Annotated in this window: 18 protein-coding genes and 1 tRNA gene; 18 read left to right on the plus strand and 1 reads right to left on the minus strand. The window is 39.1% G+C overall.

Annotated features, from left to right (window positions below; translation table 11 throughout):
- Positions 1-79: 79 nt before the first annotated feature.
- The 18 genes from L877_RS0107880 (at position 80) to L877_RS0107975 (ending at position 23,270) form a co-directional block, all read left to right on the plus strand.
- Entirely contained in the window at positions 80-1,450 is a 1,371-nt protein-coding gene (locus tag L877_RS0107880; RefSeq protein WP_026835589.1) for an RNA-binding domain-containing protein, read from the plus strand.
- A 21-nt stretch (positions 1,451-1,471) separates the two neighbouring features.
- A complete protein-coding gene (locus L877_RS0107885; protein WP_026835590.1) occupies positions 1,472-1,681 on the plus strand; it encodes a response regulator in 210 nt (69 codons plus the stop codon).
- Between the two features lie 113 nt (positions 1,682-1,794).
- A complete protein-coding gene (locus L877_RS0107895; RefSeq protein ID WP_026835591.1) occupies positions 1,795-2,967 on the plus strand; it encodes an iron-containing alcohol dehydrogenase in 1,173 nt (390 codons plus the stop codon).
- Positions 2,968-3,165: 198 nt separating this feature from the next.
- Complete coding sequence (gene nrdD, locus L877_RS0107900) at positions 3,166-5,292, plus strand: anaerobic ribonucleoside-triphosphate reductase (RefSeq protein WP_026835592.1); 2,127 nt, start codon at positions 3,166-3,168, stop codon at positions 5,290-5,292.
- Between the two features lie 11 nt (positions 5,293-5,303).
- Positions 5,304-5,828 carry an anaerobic ribonucleoside-triphosphate reductase activating protein gene (gene nrdG, locus L877_RS0107905; protein ID WP_026835593.1) on the plus strand — a complete coding sequence of 175 codons (525 nt, stop codon included), beginning with the start codon at positions 5,304-5,306 and terminating at the stop codon, positions 5,826-5,828.
- Positions 5,818-6,267 (plus strand): dUTP diphosphatase, encoded by a 450-nt coding sequence (gene dut / locus L877_RS0107910; protein WP_026835594.1) that lies wholly within the window; start codon positions 5,818-5,820, stop codon positions 6,265-6,267. Before nrdG ends, dut begins: the two co-directional genes overlap by 11 nt.
- Positions 6,209-8,305, plus strand: a complete 2,097-nt coding sequence (gene recG / locus L877_RS0107915; RefSeq protein ID WP_084554830.1) for an ATP-dependent DNA helicase RecG — start codon at positions 6,209-6,211, stop codon at positions 8,303-8,305. Before dut ends, recG begins: the two co-directional genes overlap by 59 nt.
- 117 nt (positions 8,306-8,422) lie before the next feature.
- Entirely contained in the window at positions 8,423-9,373 is a 951-nt protein-coding gene (locus L877_RS0107920) for a hypothetical protein (protein WP_026835596.1), read from the plus strand.
- A 134-nt stretch (positions 9,374-9,507) separates the two neighbouring features.
- Positions 9,508-11,655 (plus strand): HD domain-containing phosphohydrolase, encoded by a 2,148-nt coding sequence (locus L877_RS0107925; RefSeq protein ID WP_026835597.1) that lies wholly within the window; start codon positions 9,508-9,510, stop codon positions 11,653-11,655.
- 15 nt (positions 11,656-11,670) lie between these two features.
- Positions 11,671-15,300: a hybrid sensor histidine kinase/response regulator gene (locus L877_RS12715; RefSeq protein WP_051437757.1), complete on the plus strand. Its 3,630-nt coding sequence runs from the start codon at positions 11,671-11,673 to the stop codon at positions 15,298-15,300.
- A 55-nt stretch (positions 15,301-15,355) separates the two neighbouring features.
- On the plus strand, positions 15,356-17,686 hold the full coding sequence (locus L877_RS0107935) for an HD-GYP domain-containing protein (RefSeq protein ID WP_242837137.1): 2,331 nt from the start codon (positions 15,356-15,358) through the stop codon (positions 17,684-17,686).
- A 402-nt stretch (positions 17,687-18,088) separates the two neighbouring features.
- Positions 18,089-18,643 (plus strand): 16S rRNA (guanine(966)-N(2))-methyltransferase RsmD, encoded by a 555-nt coding sequence (rsmD, locus tag L877_RS0107945; protein ID WP_026835599.1) that lies wholly within the window; start codon positions 18,089-18,091, stop codon positions 18,641-18,643.
- 5 nt (positions 18,644-18,648) lie between these two features.
- Positions 18,649-19,305, plus strand: coding sequence for an ATPase (locus L877_RS12720; RefSeq protein WP_156923015.1), 657 nt, complete (start codon positions 18,649-18,651; stop codon positions 19,303-19,305).
- A 31-nt stretch (positions 19,306-19,336) separates the two neighbouring features.
- Positions 19,337-20,527 (plus strand): acetate/propionate family kinase, encoded by a 1,191-nt coding sequence (locus L877_RS0107955; protein ID WP_026835600.1) that lies wholly within the window; start codon positions 19,337-19,339, stop codon positions 20,525-20,527.
- A 55-nt stretch (positions 20,528-20,582) separates the two neighbouring features.
- Complete coding sequence (locus L877_RS0107960) at positions 20,583-20,855, plus strand: ACT domain-containing protein (protein WP_026835601.1); 273 nt, start codon at positions 20,583-20,585, stop codon at positions 20,853-20,855.
- A gap of 47 nt (positions 20,856-20,902) precedes the next feature.
- On the plus strand, positions 20,903-22,267 hold the full coding sequence (locus tag L877_RS0107965) for a PFL family protein (RefSeq protein WP_026835602.1): 1,365 nt from the start codon (positions 20,903-20,905) through the stop codon (positions 22,265-22,267).
- A gap of 110 nt (positions 22,268-22,377) precedes the next feature.
- Positions 22,378-22,560: a 50S ribosomal protein L32 gene (gene rpmF / locus L877_RS0107970; RefSeq protein ID WP_026835603.1), complete on the plus strand. Its 183-nt coding sequence runs from the start codon at positions 22,378-22,380 to the stop codon at positions 22,558-22,560.
- Between the two features lie 194 nt (positions 22,561-22,754).
- Positions 22,755-23,270, plus strand: coding sequence for a hypothetical protein (locus L877_RS0107975; RefSeq protein ID WP_026835604.1), 516 nt, complete (start codon positions 22,755-22,757; stop codon positions 23,268-23,270).
- A 537-nt stretch (positions 23,271-23,807) separates the two neighbouring features.
- Here the strand turns inward: L877_RS0107975 and L877_RS0107980 are convergent.
- A tRNA-Leu gene (locus L877_RS0107980) sits at positions 23,808-23,891 on the minus strand.
- Positions 23,892-23,956 lie beyond the last annotated feature (65 nt).

Raw genomic sequence — 23,956 nt, forward strand, 5'->3', positions numbered from 1 at the left:
AATTGAAAGTCTGGTGTGTTTTCACAGCAGGCTTTCTTTGACATTTAATAGTTGCTCAAGAAGTTGGAGGTTATTGTTTATGGCAGAAAGTCAAAACATTGAATATAAAGAATCCTGGCGGGATGAATACCTGAAGTGGCTTTGTGGCTTTGCCAATGCCCAGGGCGGCACCATTTACATCGGTGTTGATGATGCTGGTGATGTTGTCGGTGTTAAGGATGTCAAAAAGCTGATGGAAGATATCCCGAATAAGATTCAGTCAGGGCTTGGCATTGTTGCCGATGTGAATAAGCTCACGAAGGATGGGAAAGACTATTTGGAGATCAAAGTGAAGCCAAGTTCTTTTCCCATCAGTTATCATGGAGAATTCCATTACCGAAGTGGAAGCACGAAGCAGCAACTGACTGGGATTGCGCTGTCGGAGTTTATAATGCAAAAAACCGGTTTCCGATGGGAAGATGTTACTGTCGATAATATTACAGTAGACGATTTAGACGATGAAAGCTTCAAAATATTCCGAAGAGAAGCCTTAAGCAAAAAACGGATGTCGGAAGCAGAATTGAATGTTTCCAATGCAGAACTTCTGAAGAAGCTTCATCTAATAGTCGATGGAAAACTGAAGAGATCGGCAGTGCTTCTATTCTACAAAGATCCGGAGATTATTCAAAATGGCAGTTTTGTAAAGGTCGGGAAGTTCGATGAGAGAGGCAGGGTAGTCTATCATAATGATCTTGAAGAGTCGCTGATTGTAAATGCGAGTAAGGTGATCGACCTAATCTATCAAATGTACCTGAAGGCCAAAATCAGTTATGAGCATGATATAAGGGTTGAAGAATATCCTTTTGCACGAGAAGCTATCCGCGAGGCAGTTTATAATGCTATTGCGCATAACTGTTATATGTATGGTACTCCGATACAGATACGTATTATGGATGATGCCATAACCATAAGCAACAGCTGTATTCTTCCCGAAGGCTGGACGGTGGATACACTGATGGAGCCGCATGAGTCAAAGCCTTATAATCCGGATATCGCCAGGGTGTTTTATCGTGCCGGTTTTATTGAAAACTGGGGTCAGGGTATCCAGAAGATATGTGGTGAGTGCAAGGGAATCGGGGCAGAACTCCCTGTGTATGAACTGACAGGTACTACATTACGGATTCGGTTCAAGGCACTGGAAAGTGCACTTATAGATCAGCCTAATACGCCAAACCGCCAGAATGGCGGATTAAGTGGCGGAATAGATGGCGGATTGGCGGAAAAGATTATTGAATTGATCCGTGCAGATGAAACTGTCAAGGTTTCCGAGATGGCTGAATCATTGGGTATTCCTAAGAGAACCATTGAGCGAGAAATGAAGAGACTCCGTGACAGTGAACGTATTTCCCGTGAAGGCGGTAACAGATATGGGCGTTGGAAGATAAAACAAGAGGACAAAGTTAGTAGTTAGACCAATCGGAAGGTAAGAAGTATGATTGAAGTATATTATGCGGAGGATGATGAAAGTATAGTCCAATCTGTGAAGGAGTATTTAGAACGGAATGATGCTAAAATTGTAGTATTTAAGACAATTTCCGAGATAAAAAGTGCATTAATGAATCATTTACCCGATGTTGTTTTATTGGATCGGAATATGCCGGACAGGCAAGGCTCTGGAGAGTGGAATACGGATGAAAAATGAATTTTTAAGGAAACATCCGTATATAGAGGAATATTGGAAACGCATATTGCTGGTCTTACAAGCTTTGCTTGTAAGACAATTAATGAATTAAGAAAGAAAGGACTATGATAACTATGGATAATTTTCAATTTTATTCACCAACTTACTTTGAGTTCGGTAGAGGTGCAGAGGATAAAGTAGGAGAGCTTTTGAAGCGATTTGGGGCAAGTAAAGTGCTTATTCACTACGGAGGTGGATCCGTTCAGAAAAGTGGACTTTTGGACAAGGTTAGAGCAAATCTTGAGAAAGCGGATATACCATTCTTTGAACTTGGAGGAGTAAAACCAAATCCTAGAAGTGGTCTAGTATATGAGGGTATTGATATTTGTAAGAAAGAGGGCATTGACTTTATCTTGGCAGTAGGAGGTGGAAGCGTTATAGATTCTTCTAAGGCTATTGCTGCCGGAGCATGCAGTGATGAGGATTTTATTAACTTCTACAGAGGCAAAGCCAAGTTTGACAAGGCATTACCTGTGGGAACAATACTCACTATAGCAGCGTCCGGTTCTGAGGGGTCAGGAAATAGTGTTATAAATGATGAGGAGATAGGTAAGAAGAAGGGCATCAGAGGTGATGTTTTACGTCCAAAATTCTCTATTCTCAATCCTGAGTGGACTATGACTTTGCCAGCTTATCAGACAGCTGCAGGATGTACAGATATTATGGCTCACGTCTGCGAGAGATATTTTTCTAACACAGAGGGTGTTGAAGTGACAGATAGACTTTGTGAGGCCTTGTTAAAGACTATTTTAAAAGAGGCTCCTATTGTCATCGAAAACCCTAAGGACTATGATGCAAGAGCAAATATTATGTGGGCTGGAATGCTTGCGCACAATAACGTATGCGGCGTTGGAAGAGTTCAGGACTGGGCAAGTCACCATATTGAGCACGAGTTATCTGCTCTATATGATGTGACTCATGGAGCAGGTCTTGCAGTTATCATGCCTGCGTGGATGAGATATGTTGTAAATATCAACCCAGGCAAGTTGGTTGACTTTGCAAGAAATGTTATGGAAGTTGAGGAAGCAGAAGATGACATGGCAACAGCTATGCGTGGAATTGAAAAGTTCGAAGCATTTCTCAAGTCCATTGGAATGCCTTTGACATTTGATGAAATTGGTGCCAAAGAAGAGGATATAGATTATCTGACAGAAAAACTTCTCGGTAAGAACAAGACTGAGGGTAATTATGTCAAGTTGGAAGCGGAAGATGTGAAGAAAATCTATCATTTCGCCGCAAACCGCTAAAATGGGCACTTACAACAACTAGTGTTCATTTTATAAAAATCTCATAAAAAATCACAATATATTGTTGCAATGGAAATCGTGTAGTGATATAATTAATTCTAGTGTGGTTCTGATATAGATATTGTGGGTGATATACTATATCAGACATAGTGTTCGACAATATGTTGTTAGAGGATTAATTTATGAGAGGATGGTTTTGTGAAGGTAATAAAGCGTGACGGTCGAGTTGTTGACTATGATAGGAATAAGATTTTAATTGCAATCAGGAAAGCGAATGCTGAGGTGGAGCAGTTTGAGAAGGTGCCTGAGGACGATATAGATGGCATCATTGCAAGTATCGAGAATTCTAAGCGTGAGACTATTCAGGTGGAAGATATTCAGGATATGATTGAGCAAAAGCTCATGGCTGCAGGGAAATTTGTTCTTGCTAAGACTTATATTATCTATCGTTATACAAGAGAAATGGTCCGCAAGGCAAACACAACAGATGATTCTATCATGAGCCTTATTAAGAATAGCAATAAGGATGTTATGGAGGAAAATTCCAATAAAAATGCCTATATTGCATCAACGCAAAGAGACCTGATCGCCGGAGAGGTGTCAAAAGACCTTACAAAACGTGTACTTCTTCCGGAGAAGATTGTAAAGGCACACGAAGATGGAGTATTACATTTTCATGACATGGACTATTTTGTGCAGCCTATTTTCAATTGTTGTCTCATTAATATCGGAGATATGCTTGAGAATGGAACTGTCATGAATGGCAAGCTCATCGAGAGCCCTAAGAGTTTCCAGGTTGCGTGCACAGTAGTAACTCAGATTATCTCTGCCGTGGCAAGTAGTCAGTACGGCGGACAATCAGTTGATGTTAGACATCTCGGCAAATACCTCAGAAAGAGTGCGGACAAGTACCGCAAAAGATATGAAGATAAATTCGCCGGATCAGTTCCAGGCGATGTTATAGATAAGATGGTAGCTGAGAGAGTTAGCGATGAGCTTCGCTCAGGCGTTCAGACAATCCAGTATCAGATTAATACATTGATGACCACCAACGGTCAGTCGCCATTTGTCACTCTTTTCCTCAATTTGGACAAGGATGACGAGTATATCGAAGAGAATGCGATGATCGTAGAAGAGATTCTAAAACAGCGTTTAGAGGGAATCAAGAATGAGAAGGGCATATATGTAACCCCTGCATTCCCTAAGCTCATCTATGTTTTGGATGAATTCAATTGCCTCAAGGGCGGAAAATACGATTATATCACAAAGTTGGCAGTAAAATGTTCAGCTAAGAGACTTTACCCGGATTATATCTCAGCTAAGAAGATGCGTGAGAATTATGAGGGAAATGTCTTCAGCTGTATGGGATGTCGTTCTTTCCTATCTTCATGGAAGGATGAGAATGGCAATTATAAGTGGGAAGGACGCTTTAATCAAGGTGTTGTAAGTCTTAATCTCCCACAAATTGGAATCCTTGCGAAGGGAAATATGGAATACTTCTGGCAGCTTTTGGAGGAGAGACTTTCACTTTGCTTTGAGGCGCTCATGTGCAGACACAGAGCGTTGGAGGGTATCACAAGTGATGTCAGTCCTATCCACTGGCAGTATGGTGCAATAGCCAGGCTTGAAAAGGGCGAGAAGATTGACAAGCTTTTGCATGATGGCTATTCGACCATTTCTCTTGGATATATCGGTTTATATGAGGTGACCAAGCTCATGACAGGGGTAAGTCATACTACCGAAAAGGGCAAGGAATTTGCACTTAAAGTCATGAATAGACTCAGACGTGCAACGGATACTTGGAAAGAAGAGACAGGACTTGGATTTGGTCTTTATGGAACTCCGGCCGAAAGCCTTTGTTACAGATTTGCTGAGATTGACAAGAAGAGATTTGGATCAATCGAGGATGTTACAGATAAAGGATATTATACTAATTCATATCATGTTGACGTCCGCGAAAAAATTGATGCTTTTAGCAAGTTCAAGTTTGAAAGTCAATTTCAAAACATCTCATCCGGAGGTGCTATATCATATGTGGAAATTCCTAATATGCAGAAAAATATTCCTGCACTTGAGGAACTTGTAAAGTTTATTTATGAGAATATTCAGTATGCTGAGTTCAATACAAAGTCAGATTATTGCCATGTGTGTGGATTCGATGGAGAGATTATTGTCAATGATAAGCTTGAGTGGGAATGTCCTAATTGCGGAAATAAAGACCACAGCAAGATGAATGTAACCAGAAGAACATGTGGTTACCTGGGAGAGAATTTCTGGAATGTTGGAAAAACTAAGGAGATCAATGCCAGAGTTTTACATATCTAAGGAGTTCAGCTATGAATTATGCAGATATAAAACAATATGATGTTGCAAATGGTCTTGGTGTTAGAGTATCCATATTTGTAAGTGGATGCACCCATCACTGTAAAGGGTGTTTTAATGAAGCCACATGGGACTTTAATTTCGGACAGCCATTTACTCAAAAAGAAGAAGATGCAATAATAGATTACCTTGCACCAAGTTATGTTTCCGGATTATCTTTGCTCGGAGGAGAACCCTTTGAACCCGTAAATCAGATGGGATTGCTACCGCTTTTAAGGAGAGTTAAGGAATTATATCCGGAGAAGGATATTTGGTGTTATACAGGATATCTATTTGATGAAGATTTGATTGGCAAGATGTCTCATAAGTATGATGAAACTATGGAGATGCTGTCATATATAGATATCTTGGTTGACGGACCATTTGTCTTGGAAAAGAAAAATCTTAAGCTCAGGTTTCGCGGGAGCGAGAATCAGAGGATAATCAGGGTGCAGGAGTCGTTAAAAACAGGAAAGGTAGTTCTTTGGGATGGAGAATAGATTTAAAGTAAGTTTTAAGAAGCTTGATGAGAGAGCTCAGGTGCCAACATATGGAACTGAGTTTGCTGCAGGCGCGGATCTGTATGCATGTATGGATGAGGCGATTGTTATAAAGTCCGGTGAGACGGCATTTGTGCATACCGGAATAGCAATGGCAATTCCTGTTGGAGTAGTGGGACTGATCTATGCCAGAAGCGGGCTTGCATGTAAGAAGGGCTTGGCACCGGCCAACAAGGTTGGAGTAATTGACTCAGATTACAGAGGTGAGATTATGGTGGCGCTTCACAACCACTCCGGTGTGGATATAGAAGTGGAGCCAGGGGAGCGTGTTGCTCAAATGGTTATGGCGCCATATTATGTTGCAGATTATACAGAGGTAGATGAACTGGAAGATACCGAGCGTGGAGCGGGCGGATTCGGATCAACAGGAAAGTGCTAATATGAGATTAGAGAGCAGTATAAGAGATATTAAGGGGATTGGAGAGAAAGCAGAAAAAAACTTTCATAAATTAAATATCTATACTGTAGGAGATTTATTGGAACACTATCCGAGGGATTATGATGAATTCAAGGATATTGTTCCTATTTCTAGTGTAAAAATTAATCAGATTTGTGCAGTTGAAGTTCTTCTAAAAACTAGACCCGTGATGAATATGAAAAGCCGTTTTAAGGTTGTCTTGGCGGATTTTTACGACAGAACAGGCACTATAAGTGTTGCATGGTTTAACATGCCATTTGTTGCCAAACAGTTAAAAATGGGAACAAGTTATATTCTGCGAGGAATGGTCAGTGAAAAAAAGGGAAAACTCTATATATCCCAACCCAAAATCTATAGCAAGAATGAATTCTATAAAAATGTGGGAAAGTTTCTTCCTATCTATCCCTTGACAATGGGAATAACCAACAATCAAGTAAAAAAGGCTATGGAATTTGCTTTGGGAGAATGTGATGATCTGAAAGAATTTTTGCCATCAGAAATCAGAAAAAGATATAATTTGCCAATTTATAGTAAGGCTATAAAGGGAATACATTTTCCGATGTCCGTAACTGAATACAGAGAAGCCAGGAAAAGACTTGCATTCGATGAACTATTCTTATACCAAGCGGCTTTATATGCTATAAGAAATCAAAGAGCTAACAAATCGGAGTATGTGGCGAATCAGGATATAGATGCGTTGGAATTTTCAAAGACTTTGCCTTATGAGTTGACTGGAGCTCAAAAGCAAGTGTCTAGCGAGATAATAAGTGATTTGGAGAGCGGTTATGTGATGAACCGTCTTGTTCAAGGAGATGTTGGCTCAGGTAAGACGGTAATTGCCGAGATGGCTATATACAAAACCGTAAAGTCTGGATACAAGGTGGCTTTTATGGTTCCTACAGAAGTATTAGCCCATCAACACTACCAAGAATTATCTAGAGTATTTGAAAGTCATGGGATAAGTGTATGCCTTCTTGTGGGTTCTCAGACGGCCAAAGTGAAGAGAGAGATTAAGGAACAACTTGCCTTTGGCATATATGATGTTGTTGTTGGAACTCATGCCCTAATTCAGGATGATGTTGACATCCCAGATCTTGCTCTTGTGATTACGGATGAACAACATAGATTCGGTGTTCGTCAGAGAGAAAAATTATCCGAGAAAGGTAGCATGCCTCACATATTAGCTATGAGTGCGACGCCTATTCCAAGGACACTTGCACTTGTCTTATATGGTGATATGGATATCTCCATAGTTGGAGAGAGGCCTAGTAATCGACTTCCGATAAAAAATTGTGTGGTTGGAAGAGAATATAGACCTACAGCCTATAAGTTTATCTACGATGAAGTAAAAGCAGGTCATCAGGCTTATATTATATGTCCAATGGTGGAAGAAAGCGAGGATAGCGAGCTAGAGAGCGTTGTGGAGTATTGTGACATGCTATCAGAAATTTATGGAGATAGGTTAAGGGTTGATTATCTTCATGGGAAGATGAAGCCAGTGGAGAAAGAAGATGTTATGACAAGGTTTGGTCAAGGTGATATCGACATCCTTGTTTCTACAACTGTGGTCGAAGTCGGAATTGATGTTCCAAACTCAACCGTTATGATGATAGAAAATTCTGAGAGATTTGGTTTGGCTCAACTTCATCAGTTACGCGGACGTGTTGGACGAGGCGGTAGCCAATCTTATTGTATATTTATGATGGGAAATACAAGTAAAGAAGGACGTGAGAGACTCAATATTATAGCTAATTCCAATGACGGTTTTGTGATTGCTGAAAAAGATTTGGAATTACGTGGTCAGGGAGATTTCTTTGGTGTGATGCAAAGTGGCGAGAGACCATTTTTAATTGCAGATATATTTGAAGATTCAGATATAATTCGTTATGCTGCAGAAGAGGTAAAGAATTACGATTTTGAGAGTATATGTTCCTTTTATGAAAAGAATAGGAGATTTAGAGAGAGATTAGAGTATTATATGGGAAATGTTTCACTATAAAATTTCAAATAATACTTTACAAAAAAGGTTCTCTTGTATAATTAAATATATTGACATTGTTTTAAATATAGTGATATAATTTAAAAGGTTTAAATATATTCATAGGGAGACAGAAGAATGAAAAAAAGAATTGTTATTTTGGTTGGATTAGTACTATCGCTATCATTGGGAAATACTACTAATGCAAAGAGCTATGTAAGTGAACAGGACATCCTTCAGAAGAATGAATTCGATGGAATGTATAAAACAGCTGATGGGGAGGTTAGATTCATCAAGGAAGAGCCAGATGACTCACCGAGAGTATGTAAGTGGACTGGTGATGGTTATGAAAATATCAAAGATCCATTTTGCTATTTTGTATGGGGAGTTGATGAGAAGCATACCACAGGATATACTTCTCCAACTGCAGCAAAATCCGGAAAAGCTTTTTATGCAGCGAAAAAAACTGTTCTTTTCAAGTACAATAAGTACGGAAATGTCAAGGCAAGATATGACCTTCGAAGACGTATACGCGGTTATAAAATTCAAAAGGTTTTTTGGGTTAAGGGCGATAAAGTGCTTTTGCAAATAAGAAAGTCATCGACAAAGAAAAGAATAATATTAGTGGATATAAGAAAGAAGAGAGTTGTCAAAAGATACAGTTCCAAGTATAAATCCGTCAAAGCTGTCTCTGGCAAGTATGCCTTTGTTGTATCTGGAATCATCGCAGACGGGGATGAGAAAATCAAAAAAATAGTTGTATCCAGCGGAAAAGTTGTAAAGAGCTTGGAAACTAAAAAACTGAGAAAAACTGCATCAGATCTTGAAGATGAAGATGATAAGTATGGTTTGCTTAAGAATCAATCCATGACGGGTGCGATTTACAAGGGAAAACTATATGTAAGATATTATGGTGGTCTGTATTTGTGCGACTTCAAGAGCTCCAAGTTCAAAAAGGTTGAAACTGAGAAGTTTAAAGCGGGAAATTTTTACGTTGGAACAATGATGTTTGACAAGTCAGGTGATTTGTATGCGATGGGATATACAGAAAAATCCGACTATGTTACAAATTTATATCTATACAAATAGTATTAAGAGGAGGCATAGAAATTCTATGTCTCTTTTTTTTAGAAGGCGAATTGTTGTCTATGGCAAGTTTTTGTGGTAAAATATTCCTATAGTATGAAGAATGAAAAGGGACTATCAAGTAGGAGGCTAGATAAGTGAAAGGATACTCAAGAAGATCACGTAGGGGTAGTATGCTTAGAGCATTGGCGGTGTTCATTGGAGTGTCGGTAAGTGTGGCATTATCATTTATAGCTTATCATTATAATTTTCCGATATATCCGGATACTGTGGGGACAGTAGGCGTATCATTGATAGGGGGAGCATTTCCGGGAATAGTTGTTGCGGTTGCGACAGATCTTATCTGCACAGCATTCAATCCCAATGCATTATATTTTTGTTTTATAAATACATTAACTGCGATTTTTACTGCATGGTATATTAGAAAAAAATCACATTATAACCTTAAGAGATATGTGCTTTTTGTTTTGATTTCTGGTTTTGTTGCCGGAGGACTGAGTGGCTTGGTTCAATGGGGACTTTTTAATGATGTGCAAAACTCGTCCCTGTCTGCATTTAACAGCGCTATCAAAAATAATTATGGAATTCCCAATATCGTTGTTATTCTCATATCTAATATTTTACTCAATATAATTGAAAAAAGTTTATCGCTTGGAATCGGTTTGTTAGTTCACAGATTCTTAACTGATAAGATAAAAAAACAAATAAGGAACAGCGCTCTAAGGCAAAATCCACTGTCCATAGAGAGAATAAAATTTGTGGATTCGGCTAATGCCAGAACTAGTTTATCTGTCAAAGGTAGAACTTCACTTATGCTACTTGTTGTAGCTTTGACTCTTATGATTATTATGGGGAGTATAGGTATAGGCTTATACTTTAATAATGCTAAAAAAGAAAAAACTGAACATGCTTTAGCTACAGTTCAATCTGCGTCAGATGTAATAGATGGTGACAAGATTAGAACATTTATCCAAGAGGGAAAAAAGGCAGAGGGATATGAGGAAACATATAAATTGCTATATTACATATGGAAAAGCTCTCCAAATGTTCAATATCTATATGTGGTGACGTTTGATGAAGAATATGCCACATATGTTTTTGATGTCAGAGACGAGAGCAACAGAAAACGTTTTAAAATCTATAAGCCGGGAGAAAAAGTAGCTATAAATGAGGAGTTTAGGGAGCATCTACCTCAATTATTGGCTGGAAAAGATATTAAGCCAATTGAGACTAATACCGATTGGAGTTGGTTGTTGGCGGTATATAAACCTGTTTATGACAGCGAGGGACGCTGCGTATGCTATGTTGGTGCGGATGTTTCGATGGAATATATTGCTGATTACATGAAAGACTTTATTATAAGAGTATTTCTAGTTTTATCGGGTTTCTTTGTCTTGATTGTCGCTTTTGGTTTGTGGAATACCGGGGTTTATATAGTATATCCTCTTGATAGTATTATGACCGGAATCGAAGAGTTTATTAAAGCCGGAACAGATCAAAGACAGCTTGATGATGCAGTAAAGAAGATGCGAACAATAAATATTCATACAGCGGATGAAGTAGAGAAGTTATATCAAGCGATATGTGATATGGCCTCTAATCAGGTCGAACAGATGCGAAGTGTGAGAAGGTTATCTGAGAATACTGCGAAAATGCAGGATGGTTTGATTATTACCATGGCTGATTTGGTTGAAAACCGAGATTCAGATACGGGAGCACATATCCAGAAGACATCAGAATACGTTAGGATAATAGTGGAGGGACTGAAGAAAAAAGGGTATTATACAGAAAAGATTACACCAAAGTTTATGTCTGATGTGGTTCGAAGTGCGCCATTGCACGATGTAGGAAAGATTAATATATCTGACAACATACTAAATAAACCCGGAAAACTCACGGATGAAGAGTATGAGATTATGAAAACCCATACTACTGCAGGTAAGATGATTATGGAGAAAGCCATCAGTACTGTAGAGGGTGAAAATTATCTGAGAGAAGCGAAGAATATGGCGGCATATCATCATGAGAGATGGGATGGAAAGGGTTATCCAGAGGGACTTCACGGCGAAGTGATTCCATTGTCGGCGAGAATAATGGCAGTGGCTGATGTCTTTGATGCCCTTACTTCGAAGAGAGTATACAAACCGGCTTTTTCCCTGGAAAAGGCAATTTCCCTTATAAAGGAAGGGGCGGGAACCCAGTTTGATGAAAAGTGTGTAGAAGTCTTTATAGATTCGTTAGCAGAAGTAAAAGCCGTGATGACAAGATACAATGAGGATCATTAGGAGGTGGGCATTAGTATGAAAAAGGAAGAAGGAAAATTAATTTATATTTTTATGATGATTTTTGCATGTATGAGTGCAGTAATTACATGGGATGATTCTCTTGCGGCATCTACTGATGATCAAGTAAAATCAGCTTCAGCTGAAAAGTATGATTTTTATGGTGGCGGATATGCTGCGACAGGGCAGATATTTGGAGCAGGATATACCACAGAGCTCTATAATTCAACAAACAAACTTCCTACATCGGATGCCATGTATATAATGGGATCCAGAGACGGCCACGTGTGGGTTGGCGGATATGCAGGAGTTATGCGTTTTGACGGTTCCGAGTTTGAAAGACTTGATGCGTCAGAGGGACTTACCAGTGCAAGAGCTATATTTGAAGATTCCAAAGGAAGAATATGGGTAGGAACAAATGACAATGGTGTAGTTGTGGTGGATAATGGCACGAAAACGCACTTAACTTACAAAGATGGGCTACCTTCGTCGTCAATAAGAAATTTTGCGGAGGATTCGAGTGGGAATATTTTTATAAGTACTACTTCGGGTATATGTTATGCGGATAGTAATTATAATATTCATGGTATTCCAGGAGCTGACTTGTCTAATGAAAGAATACTTCGCCTTACTTCAGATTCAACAGGACGAATATATGGTCAGACTGCCAGTGGACTTGTGTTTGCCATAGAAAATAAAAGAATTGAGGAAGTTTATACAAGCGAGCAGTTGGGAATGGGGCTTATCACAACGATATTAGCTGATCCATGGAATCCGGGAAATGTGTATATAGGGACAGAGGAAAGTGTTGTTTATTGCGGAAAATTTGGCAGTAGGTCAGATGATATGCGAAAGATTCCTCTCGGGGATATAGGAAGTGTTCATTGGCTGAATTTTGATTGCAAGAGAATATGGGTGTCATCAACGACGGAGATAGGGTATTTAAACGAGAATAAACATTTTTGTAAATTAAGTAATATACCCGTGAATTCAGGAATCGAGATGGCCACATCAGATTATCAGGGGAATATATGGTTGGCTTCCTCTACTCAAGGTGTCATGAAAATTGTTACCAATAATTTTGTCGATTTGACAGGTGAAGTGGGATTGCCAAGAGAAGTGGTAAACTCTGCATGCATTTATCATAATTGTATTTATATTGGAACAGACAATGGATTGCGTGTACTTGATTACAATAAAAAACAAGTTACCAACAAATTGACAGAATACGTGGGGAATGATCGTGTGCGCTGTATAAAGACCGACAATGATGGGAATTTGTGGGTTTCGACATATACAGGAAATAAGGGAGTTATTTGCTATACCAATGAGGAGACGCTCAAAGTATTTACTACCAATAATGGGTTGCCTCATAATGAGGTTCGCAGCTTGGCTATTGGTAAAGCGGGAAGAGTGCTAGTGGGCACCAATGGTGGACTGGCAGTTATCCAGGACGACGATGTGGTTAGAACTGTAGGAACTCAAGAGGGAATAACGAATACTGTATGTCTCACTGTGGAGGAAGAATTGAGTGGAAGTATTATTGTGGGCACAGATGGGGATGGTTTGTATGAGATAAAGAATGATTCGATAAGAAAGTATGGAAGAGAAGATGGACTGACCAGTGATGTTGTTTTGAGAGTAATCCGTGACGATGCTAGGCATGTGACTTGGATTATAACATCTAATTCGATAGAGTATATGAAAAATGGGAAAATATATCAAATCAAATCAATTCCATTTAATTACAACTATGATATGTGCTTTGATAACAAAGATAATGCGTGGATTCTCTCTTCATATGGAGTATATTCCATTAACGTTGAGGATATGCTTAACGACTCTGTAAATAATTATAGTCTTTATACATTGGAAAATGGTCTGCCATATTCTATTACTACTAGTTCGTACAGTATGAAGGATGAAGATGGTAATCTGTATATTCCGGGAAGAAACGGTCTGATAAAAGTTGATATTAATGATTATAATGTAAAAAGAGATAAAGTTTTAATTGACATTCATTCCATATATTGTGATGAAATGAGAATCTATCCGGACGCCAATGGTGAATATCAAATACCATCATCCACCGGTCGTGTGAAGATAAAGGCATCAGTTATGGACTATACTATGCTTAATCCAACAGTACGTGTCTATATGGAGGGTGTAACGGATGAAGGTATTTGCGTTCCAATGAGTCAGCTAGACAGTTTGGAGTATACAAATCTTCCATATGGAGATTATAAACTTCACATTCAGATAATTGACAGAGTTACAGGAAATGCCCTCCAGGACAGCACATTTAACATAAAAAAGATTGCAAAATACAGCGAACTACTCATAGTTAAGATATTGGGATTGGGCCTTATCGTATTGTTTGTGGGATTTGTAGTATGGAGAATTATGAAATCAACAGTAGTTGCAAGACAATACGAGGAGATTAGCGAAGCCAAGGAAGCTGCGGAGAGGGCCAATGAGGCGAAGTCAAGGTTCCTTGCCAGCATCTCTCATGAGATTCTCACTCCGATAAATGCTATTATGGGCACCAATGAGATAATGGGACGAGAAGATACTACAGGAGTGCCTCAAGAGTATAGAGATGCGATTCGTAGATATAGAACAAATATCAGAAATGCATCAGAGTCTCTATATGCGCTTATAAGTGAGTTGCTCAATATATCCAAGATTGAGACTGGACAAATTAGCCTTGTAGAAGAAGAATATGATTTATCCAAATTCATTCGTTCAGCTATATCAATGACAAGAATTAGAAGCGAAGAAAAAGGAATTAAACTAAATGTATCTATAGATGAGTTGCTTCCGTCTAAATTGTATGGAGATATAGCAAAAATTGAGCAGATATTGCTTAATTTGTTGACGAATTCAGTCAAGTACACAGAAGTGGGAGAAATCAAGGTCAATATCTCAATGACGAGTAGAAAAGACGATTATGCTCATCTGCGATTTCGAATAAGCGATACGGGGAAAGGAATAGCAAAAAAGGATTTAAATGCTATTTTTGTCACTTATGATAGGCTTGGAGAAGAGGATGAGGGAACTCTCAATGAAACCGGACTGGGATTAGATATCACCTATAAGTTGGTGAAAATTTTAGGAGGAGATATTCGCTGTAAGAGTAAGGTTGGAGAGGGAACCGAGTTTGTAATTGATTTGGATCAGAGAATAATCGATGAAACTCCGATTGGAAAATTTGAGGAGTCAGTCGACGAAGAAAACACGGAAAACACATATAAACCGAGCTTTGTAGCGCCGGATGTGGATATTCTTGTGGTTGGAGATAATCCATCCAATATAAATATTATCAAGGGCTTGCTTAGAGATACTAAGGTCTTTGTTACAACATCTCATAGTGGAGAAGATGCCCTTGAGGCCATCAAGGATTCCAAGTTCGATATCATTGTCATAGAGCAAGTACTGGCAGGTATGGATGGCATAGAGACTGTTGACAAGATAAGGAAATATGATGAAAATATTCCGATATATCTAATCGTTTCAGGTGACCTAGTCACGGAAGAATACTTGGAATCAAACGAGAATAATGGAATACTTAAACTTCCTATTGATTATAGAGAATTAGAGAATATAATTATGAAACATATTTCTGATAATATCATGATAAAATATTAATCATAGGATTGCTAGGGGGAATTTTGTGATATTTGATTTTATACGAGAACATCAAATGAATATTATGCTGGCACTTTGTGCAATATGCGCCAATATGGCAATATTGCTTATGTTTACGCGCTTTTTAACTCCGAGAAGAAGGTTGATACTGATCCTTATGGAAGTAGCGGCGACTCTCCTGTTGGGGTTTGATAGAGCTGCGTATCTTTATAAAGGGGATATTTCAGATGTTGCATATATTATGGTGAGATTATCCAATTTTATGGTATTTTTCCTCACTTCAGCAATTGTATTTATATTTAATATTTATATTACGGACTTATTGTTAAATGAGGGAAAATTAGAGGTTGTTCCCAAAAGATTAAAGTTTATTCAGGTCATAACTATAATCGGAATGCTCATGGCAGTTGTGTCTCATTTCACAGGGCTATATTACTATATTGATAGCAATAATGTATATCACAGAGGTCCTGGATTTCTCCTTTGTTACGTTATTCCTGTAATTGCTCCGATTGTTCAATTTTCTGTAATTAGAGCTTATAAGAAAAAGTTTAGTCGCTTGATTTATGTATCACTCACATTGTATGTTTTCATCCCAATTATTGTGGGAATTATACAGATTTTTACATATGGATTATCTATAGTTAATATGGCAATGGTCCTTGTTTCGATTTCATTGTATATTTTTTCCTACCTGGATGTTAACGACGCCATAGAAAGGAAACATCAGATAGAGGTTGAAAATCTTGAGAAAGACCAACAGAGTATGAAACGACTTTTTGACCAAACTGCGATGGCGTTTGTAAAAGCGGTTGAGAAAAGAGATGCAAGTTCGGTGGGACATTCTCTTTGCGTGGCCAAGGTGTCGAGAATTATAGCAGAAAGAGCCGGTAAAAACAAAGAGGAATGCGATGAGGTCTACTATGCCTCTCTTCTCCACGACGTGGGATTGATTGGAATAGCCGACGCGGAAATGCACACATCGACATTAGATGACAAAGGCTATGAAAGAGCCAAACTAAAATCAACTCTCAGCGCTGATATCCTGGCGAATATCACAGAATATCCTTATCTCAGTCAGGCGGCAAAGTCCGTATGTGAAAAATATGACGGATCTGGGTATCCTGACGGTTTAAAGGGAGAAGAGATACCGGATATTTCTCGAATAATAGCTGTTGCAAATGCATATGACATATTGGCATCCAAGGATGATAAGTACTCGGCTCGCTCTTATCAGGTCATGAGGGAAGAGTTTATCAAGCAATCCGGAAAGGTGTTTGATCCGAAGTATGCAGATATAATGATCAAGATTTTAGATGAGAAACAGGAACAAGTAAATACAGATGAAAAACTAGAACCGGAAAAGGCAATAAAATGTTCTGCCTACAGAGAAGAAGTTACAACGGGAGTCCTCCTGAAAGAGGAGAAGGTGAGTATCAAATTCAATTGTAACGAGACTAAATCCCAAGACAGTGATTTTTCTGCACCATCTATAATTGTATTTGATTCAGATGATAGGAGTATTCACAGTAACTCTAAGGCCATCGAAGAGTACCGTTATGTGGAATTTGGAGAAGTGTGGTTTGACGGGAATTTCATATGCACAAGTGCAAGAAATATTGAAACGATAATTAAAGATGACGATAATATGATCAAAGATGCCAGTGAATATGAGATTATAGCAGGGAAATACGAGGATCATTTGTTGATAATTATGAGAAGTGCAACTCAAACTCTTGAGACAATTATAGCGCTTCCGGATAATTCAAATTCTGCCTATATAAGCTTGACAGGGGAAAATTGCGATATAAGCAATATTGTAATTAAGAGGGTTGGTGCATGTCTGACTGAGAACAGTATTAGAAAGATTGTCAAGAAAATTAATTATACAAATCGATTAGAATCTGACATACCAAATGTTCAGATTGACAGAACCTGTTCCGCCTTCACAGAGGGAATCCTTCTTAATGATGATATTGATATTAGTTTTCATTCACGAAGTCTTCCGTCTTCGAATCTTGTTTGGCAGTGCCCTTATGTGCTTTTGTATTACTCGGATGACGGGCGAGTTTATGGACGTGGATATTATGAATATGCTTTGATAAAGCTCAATGGTGAGGGGACTGGAAAATCAAGTCTTGTCGACAATACATTCACCATGAGTAAATCCGAAGACTTCCCTGGATGGGATGAGTGGAAGAGAAGGAATAAAGAGGGATTGGAGTACTTGGTTTCTGTTGAAAAGAATAAAAAGAGGGTTAAGATAATATCAGATAATCTTGGTATTCATATTGAGAATATTACCAATTTTTCAGATAAAATAGACAAGGTTTATGTATCATTAACCGGTGATCAAGTCGCACTGACCGACATTAGGGTGGAGTAATAAAAGGTCATAAGACAGTATCCCAACAGATATACAGCCCTGCAGGCTGCCAATGTGGAAGACGGTGATGAGAAGTATGGGATACTAAGAAGGGTGATTTTAAGAAAATATCAACACCTAGTTTTAGTGCCGGGAAAATGTACTTTGGAGATATGATATTTGACAAATCAGGAAATGTATTTTGTCTTGGGAATACTATTAAGAGCGGTACTCCGACGAATCTTTTCTGGTATTATTGATGATGATAATAGAAAAGGTATTTGTTCTTATTTTGAGAATAAATACCCTTTTTGGGCATTTTATATGAAGATAAAGTATAAAAACCCTTGAAATTTCAAGCGTTTTCGTATACAATAGATTGGGTAGGGGTAGGTGTGTGCAAAATTTGACGGAGGAATTCTAATGAGAGTAATCGCTGGAAAGGCAAGAAGGATTCCCCTTGTTACAGCTGAGGGCAAAGATACAAGGCCTACGACAGATAGGATTAAGGAGACACTTTTTAATATTATTCAAGATGATGTTCCGGGAGCGATGTTTCTTGATTTGTTTAGTGGATCTGGTGCAATTGGAATCGAGGCACTTAGCAGAGGGGCGAAGAAGGCATATTTGGTTGAATTTGCCAGAGAGCCATTGAAGTGTATAAAGGCAAATCTTCAGAAGACAAGACTTGAAGAAGATGCTGTGGTTCTGCCGATTGAGGCCACATATAGTATCGCCAAGCTTGGCAATGATGGGATTAAGTTTGATATCATATATGCGGATCCACCGTATAGATCGGGGTTCGAAGAGAAGATAGTGGACTTGATTGCCCATTCTAATATAGTCAAGGAAGATACTTTGGTCATAATAGAATCGGCATTGGAAACGGAAGTTGATTATATCGATGACAGCTTATATGAAGTTGTAAAGATTAAAGAATATAAGACGAATAAACATATCTTTTTAAGAGTAAGATAACAAAGATGAAAGGAAAAGGTAATAATATGACTAAGTCAAAGATTGAACAATTGCTTGATGAATTGGCAGATTATATCGATGGTTGCAAGGGGAGTAAGTTAGCGCCAAACAGAGTTACCATTGATAGGGATGTATTCTATGAAATATTTGAGGATTTGCAGAGCAGTATTCCGGAGGAGATTTCAAGATATCAGAAGATTATTCAAAACAAGGATAAGATTATCGAGAAGGCTCAGGAAGATGCATCTGTTATGGTTAGTGAAGCTCAGACTAAGACTGAACGACTTCTAGATGAGAACGAGATGGTTCAAGAGGCATATAGAAGAGCTGAAGAGATCATGGCCCAGGCTCAGGCTGAGGCTGAGCAGATTGTTGGAGAAGCAGTTGCTCAAAGTGATGAGATTAGGAAAAGTGCGCTTGTTTATACAAGTGATTTGCTCGGTGGAGCTGGCAAGAATATTGAAGCTGCTCTCAATGAGTTTGAGACAAAGTCAACTATGTTGATTTCTGCTTTGAAGATGGATGCAGAAGAAATCCGTAATAACAGAGCAGAATTACAATCACAGATAGAGGGGCAGGATGTTCAACCTGAAGAGGTTGCAGCACCTACAGAAGAGAGTATCGAGGAGATTACTTTTGAACCTGTAAATCCTGAAGAATAATAATATAAATAATTGAAAGAAGGCATTAAAGATGAAAGTATTAGTTATCAATTGTGGAAGCTCATCTCTGAAGTATCAGCTTATTGATTCAGATACAGAGGAGTCATTGGCAGTAGGTTTGTGCGAGAGAATAGGTATTGACGGAAGGCTTAATCACACTCCAAAAGGTCAGGATAAAGTGGTTATTAATCAGGATATGCCAGACCATAAAGTTGCTATTAAGATGGTTATTGATGCACTTACAGATAAAGATCATGGAGTGATAGCAAGTCTCGATGAGATTGACGCAGTTGGTCATAGAGTTGTGCACGGTGGAGATAAATTTGCAGAGTCAGTTGTTATTGATGATGAGGTTATCAAGGGTATTGAGGAAGTAAGTCCTCTCGCTCCTTTGCATAATCCTGCAAATCTTATTGGAATTAGAGCATGCAAGAGCATCATGCCGGATGTTCCCGGTGTTGTAGTATTTGATACAGCATTCCATCAGACTATGGAACCGGTTGCATATATGTATGGACTCCCATATGAGTGCTATGAGAAGTATAAAGTTCGTAGATATGGATTCCACGGAACAAGTCATAGCTTTGTATCTAAGAGAGCCATGGATATTCTTGGACTAGATCCTGACAATTCCAAGATAATTGTTTGTCACCTTGGAAATGGTGCCAGCGTCACAGCAGTAAAAAATGGCAAGTCAGTTGACACATCAATGGGTCTAACACCATTGGAAGGTCTCGTGATGGGTACCAGATCAGGAGACATTGATCCGGCCATCATCGAATATTTGGCTAAAAACATGAACAAATCTCTTGAGGAAGTTATGAATATCATCAACAAAGAATCAGGTGTATATGGACTCTCAGGAGTTTCAAGTGACTTTAGAGATTTGGAAGCGGCTGCCAATGAGGGCAATGAGAGAGCACAGTTGGCTCAAGAAGTATTTGCTTATAGAGTGCTTAAGTACATAGGTGCATATACAGCTGCTCTTGATGGCGTAGATGCAATAGTATTTACTGCTGGTCTCGGTGAAAATAACGCGTTAATGCGCGGTATGATTTGCAAGAACCTTGGTTTCTTGGGAATTAATATTGATAAAGAAAAGAATTCAATTAGAGGACAAGAACAGGTTATCTCAACACCGGACAGTAAGGTGTCAGTAGTTGTAGTTCCTACTAATGAGGAGCTTGCAATTGCCAGAGAAGCTGTTGCGCTAATTAAGTAATTTGCTCTTCTAGAGATGATAAATTGAGCGGATTATTTTAAAAGGGGAAATGAAAATGATAAAGTCGATAATTACAGTTGTTGGAAAAGATAGTGTGGGAATCATTGCTAAGGTTTGCACATATCTTTCAGAGGATAATATCAATATACTTGATATATCTCAGACAATCGTTAATGGATATTTCAATATGATGATGATTGCAGATGTTTCAAATGCATCAAATAGCTTTGAGAGTATCGCCGAAGAGCTCGAGAAACTCGGCGATGAGATCGGTTGTATTATCAAGATTCAGCGCGAGGATATATTCAATTCTATGCATAGAATTTAAAGGTGCAAAGAAGATAAATTTAATTTGATATGGAGGATGATGCAATCGTGATAAACATAGATGAAGTTCTAGAAACTAACGCGATGATCGAAGAGGAAAACTTGGATGTCAGAACAATAACTATGGGAATTAGCTTGTTGGACTGTGCGGATTCTAAGTTGGACGTTTTATGTGACAATATATATAAACGAATAACTGAAAAAGCCAAGGACTTAGTTAAGGTTGGCGAAGATATAAGCAGAGAGTATGGAATTCCTATTGTAAATAAGAGAATTTCAGTTACGCCTATAGCATTAGTTGGTGGAGCCGCATGCAAGACTCCGGAGGATTTTGTGGAGATTGCAAAGACTCTTAACAGAGCGGCAGAGGCGGTTGGAGTTAATTATATTGGTGGATATAGCGCGTTGGTTGCCAAGGAGATGACTAAGAGCGATGAAAATCTCATCAAATCAATGCCTATGGCGCTTTCGTCTACTGACAGAGTGTGTAGTTCTGTAAATGTTGGTTCGACCAAGATTGGAATTAATATGGATGCAGTTAGACTTCTCGGACATATTATAAAAGAGACTGCAGCAGCAACAGCAGAAGAGGATTCAGTGGGATGTTCCAAGATTGTTGTATTCTGTAATGCTCCAGACGATAATCCTTTTATGGCAGGAGCATTTCATGGAGTTACTGAGGGCGATGTTGTCATCAATGTCGGCGTAAGTGGCCCGGGAGTAGTAAAGAATGCTCTTACCAAAGTGAAGGACAAAGATTTTACAGAAATATGTGAGACGATCAAAAAGACTGCATTTAAGATTACCAGAGTGGGCCAGTTGGTGGCTAGCGAGGCATCTAAGAGGTTAAATGTTCCGTTTGGAATTATCGATTTGTCTCTTGCACCTACTCCGGCAGTTGGAGATAGTATTGCAGAGATTTTTGAGACCCTTGGACTTGAGAGAGCGGGAGCTCCCGGAACAACGGCAGCGCTTGCTATGCTCAACGATCAGGTCAAAAAAGGCGGAATCATGGCATCCTGTTCCGTAGGTGGCTTGAGTGGTGCATTTATCCCTGTTAGTGAAGACCAGGGTATGATTGATGCCGTAGTGGATGGAAGTCTTACATTGGAAAAGCTCGAGGCGATGACTTGTGTATGTTCGGTTGGTCTTGATATGATAGCTATCCCTGGCAATACCAGTGAAGCTAGTATATCCGGAATTATCGCTGACGAGATGGCTATCGGTATGGTAAATCAGAAGACAACAGCGGTAAGAATTATTCCGGTAGTCGGCAAGGATGTAGGTGAGCAGGCTGAATACGGCGGACTTTTCGGATATGCGCCAATTATGCCGGTAAACAAGTTCAGTTGTGAGGATTTCGTGAATAGAAAAGGACGCATTCCTGCGCCGGTTCACAGTTTTAAAAACTAAAGATGATAAAAGATTGATAATTTTTCAAAAAGATTTCAAAAAATCATTGACAAAGAAATTAACAATCGTTATAATATTAAGAGTGTTTGAATTTAAGGAGGTGTAATGACATGTCAATTTGTCCTAAGAATAAATCTTCAAAATCAAGAAGAGACAAGCGCAGAGCTAATTGGAAGATGACTGCTCCAACATTAGTTAAGTGTAGCAAGTGTGGCGAGCTTATGGTTCCTCATAGAGTATGCAAGAACTGTGGTAGCTACAACAAGAAAGAGATCATTGCTGCAGCAGAGTAGTTTTAGCGCGTTTTACAATGATATAAGAATTTACAGAACCCGTTTTTCGGGTTCTTTTCTTTTGTGGAAAAATATATTGTAGGTCTTACAAGCTTTGCTTTTTTCTGAATTCACAAGTTTTACATATTTTATACACACTTTCTAAAACTTCTTCAAGTATATTGATAAAAAAGAAAAAGAAAGGAATGGTAATTATGGCAAAGTTGAATTTAAGAAAGAGTTTGGCGGGAATCCTATGTGGCGTTATGGTTTTGGGATGTCTTGTCGGTTGCAGCGAAAAAAAGGGAGATGATACTACAGTTGTTGGCAGAATCTCTTCGATATCTGATAGTGAAATTCAGATTGGTGTATTGAATGGTGATGCGAAAAATATGAATCCACCACAGGGAGATAAAGGCCCTAAAGGGGATAATGGAAGACAAAAACCACCGGTTAGCGGAGACAGTATCCAGGGTGAGCCAAAATCTGTTGATCATGGAAAGGATATCAGTGGGAAGCCAATGGACAGTGGTGAGACAAAGACGATAAAAATCAATGGCAGTACAAAATTCTATAAAGAATCAAGTGGAGAAAAACAAGAAATATCCAGTGCAGATCTTGAACTGGGAGAATTTGTCGAAGTAACTCTTGATGGAGATGAAGCCTCGATGATCGTTGTAAAAAACATGGATAGAAAGGATGGCAACAGAAAATCAAAAAATACTAAATAAATGCGTTTTCAACAAAAAAAGGAACATGAAACATGTTCTCTAAGGGGCATGCCTATGTGAAAAAGCTTGATTTGGCATGTCCCCGGAGGGACTTGCTCCGCTCCCAAGCGAGCCACGGGGCATGCCTATGTGAAAAAGCTTGATTTGGCATGCCCCCAGAGGAATTTGCTCCGCTCCCAAGTGAGCCGCGGGGCATGCCTATGTGAAAAAGCTTGATTTGGCATGCCCCCAGAGGGATTTGCTCTGCTCCCAAGTGAGCCGCGGGGCATGCCTATGTGAAAAAGCTTGATTTGGCATGCCCCCAGAGGGATTTGCTCCGCTCCCAAGTGAGCCGCGGGGCATGCCTATGTGAAAAAGCTTGATTTGGCATGCCCCCAGAGGGATTTGCTCCGCTCCCAAGTGAGCCACGGGGCATGCCTATATGCAAATAGAAGGTTTGGCATGCCCCGAGAGTGGGAGAGAGTTGTTCGAGAAGGCGTGACTTTATTTTTATTGCTATACAACAAAAAAAGGAACATGAAACATGTTCCTTTTTTATGCGGATGGTGGGACTTGAACCCACACGAGGTTGCCCTCGCAAGATTTTGAGTCTTGTGCGTCTGCCAATTCCGCCACATCCGCAAAATCTTATGTTAGAAGCATTAGTATTTTGCTAAACCAACAAAAACTATTATATCATCAAAGGG

The sequence above is a fragment of the Eubacterium xylanophilum ATCC 35991 genome (genome assembly GCF_000518685.1).
Taxonomy (GTDB): domain Bacteria; phylum Bacillota; class Clostridia; order Lachnospirales; family Lachnospiraceae; genus Eubacterium_F; species Eubacterium_F xylanophilum.

Coding starts and splice junctions, on each gene's coding strand:
- L877_RS0107880 (WP_026835589.1), top strand. CDS start 80: ATGGCAGAAAGTCAAAACATTGAATATAAAGAATCCTGGCGGGATGAA.
- L877_RS0107885 (WP_026835590.1), top strand. CDS start 1,472: ATGATTGAAGTATATTATGCGGAGGATGATGAAAGTATAGTCCAATCT.
- L877_RS0107895 (WP_026835591.1), top strand. CDS start 1,795: ATGGATAATTTTCAATTTTATTCACCAACTTACTTTGAGTTCGGTAGA.
- nrdG (WP_026835593.1), top strand. CDS start 5,304: ATGAATTATGCAGATATAAAACAATATGATGTTGCAAATGGTCTTGGT.
- dut (WP_026835594.1), top strand. CDS start 5,818: ATGGAGAATAGATTTAAAGTAAGTTTTAAGAAGCTTGATGAGAGAGCT.
- recG (WP_084554830.1), top strand. CDS start 6,209: ATGAACTGGAAGATACCGAGCGTGGAGCGGGCGGATTCGGATCAACAG.
- L877_RS0107920 (WP_026835596.1), top strand. CDS start 8,423: ATGAAAAAAAGAATTGTTATTTTGGTTGGATTAGTACTATCGCTATCA.
- L877_RS12715 (WP_051437757.1), top strand. CDS start 11,671: ATGAAAAAGGAAGAAGGAAAATTAATTTATATTTTTATGATGATTTTT.
- L877_RS0107935 (WP_242837137.1), top strand. CDS start 15,356: ATGAATATTATGCTGGCACTTTGTGCAATATGCGCCAATATGGCAATA.
- rsmD (WP_026835599.1), top strand. CDS start 18,089: ATGAGAGTAATCGCTGGAAAGGCAAGAAGGATTCCCCTTGTTACAGCT.
- L877_RS12720 (WP_156923015.1), top strand. CDS start 18,649: ATGAAAGGAAAAGGTAATAATATGACTAAGTCAAAGATTGAACAATTG.
- L877_RS0107955 (WP_026835600.1), top strand. CDS start 19,337: ATGAAAGTATTAGTTATCAATTGTGGAAGCTCATCTCTGAAGTATCAG.
- L877_RS0107960 (WP_026835601.1), top strand. CDS start 20,583: ATGATAAAGTCGATAATTACAGTTGTTGGAAAAGATAGTGTGGGAATC.
- rpmF (WP_026835603.1), top strand. CDS start 22,378: ATGTCAATTTGTCCTAAGAATAAATCTTCAAAATCAAGAAGAGACAAG.
- L877_RS0107975 (WP_026835604.1), top strand. CDS start 22,755: ATGGCAAAGTTGAATTTAAGAAAGAGTTTGGCGGGAATCCTATGTGGC.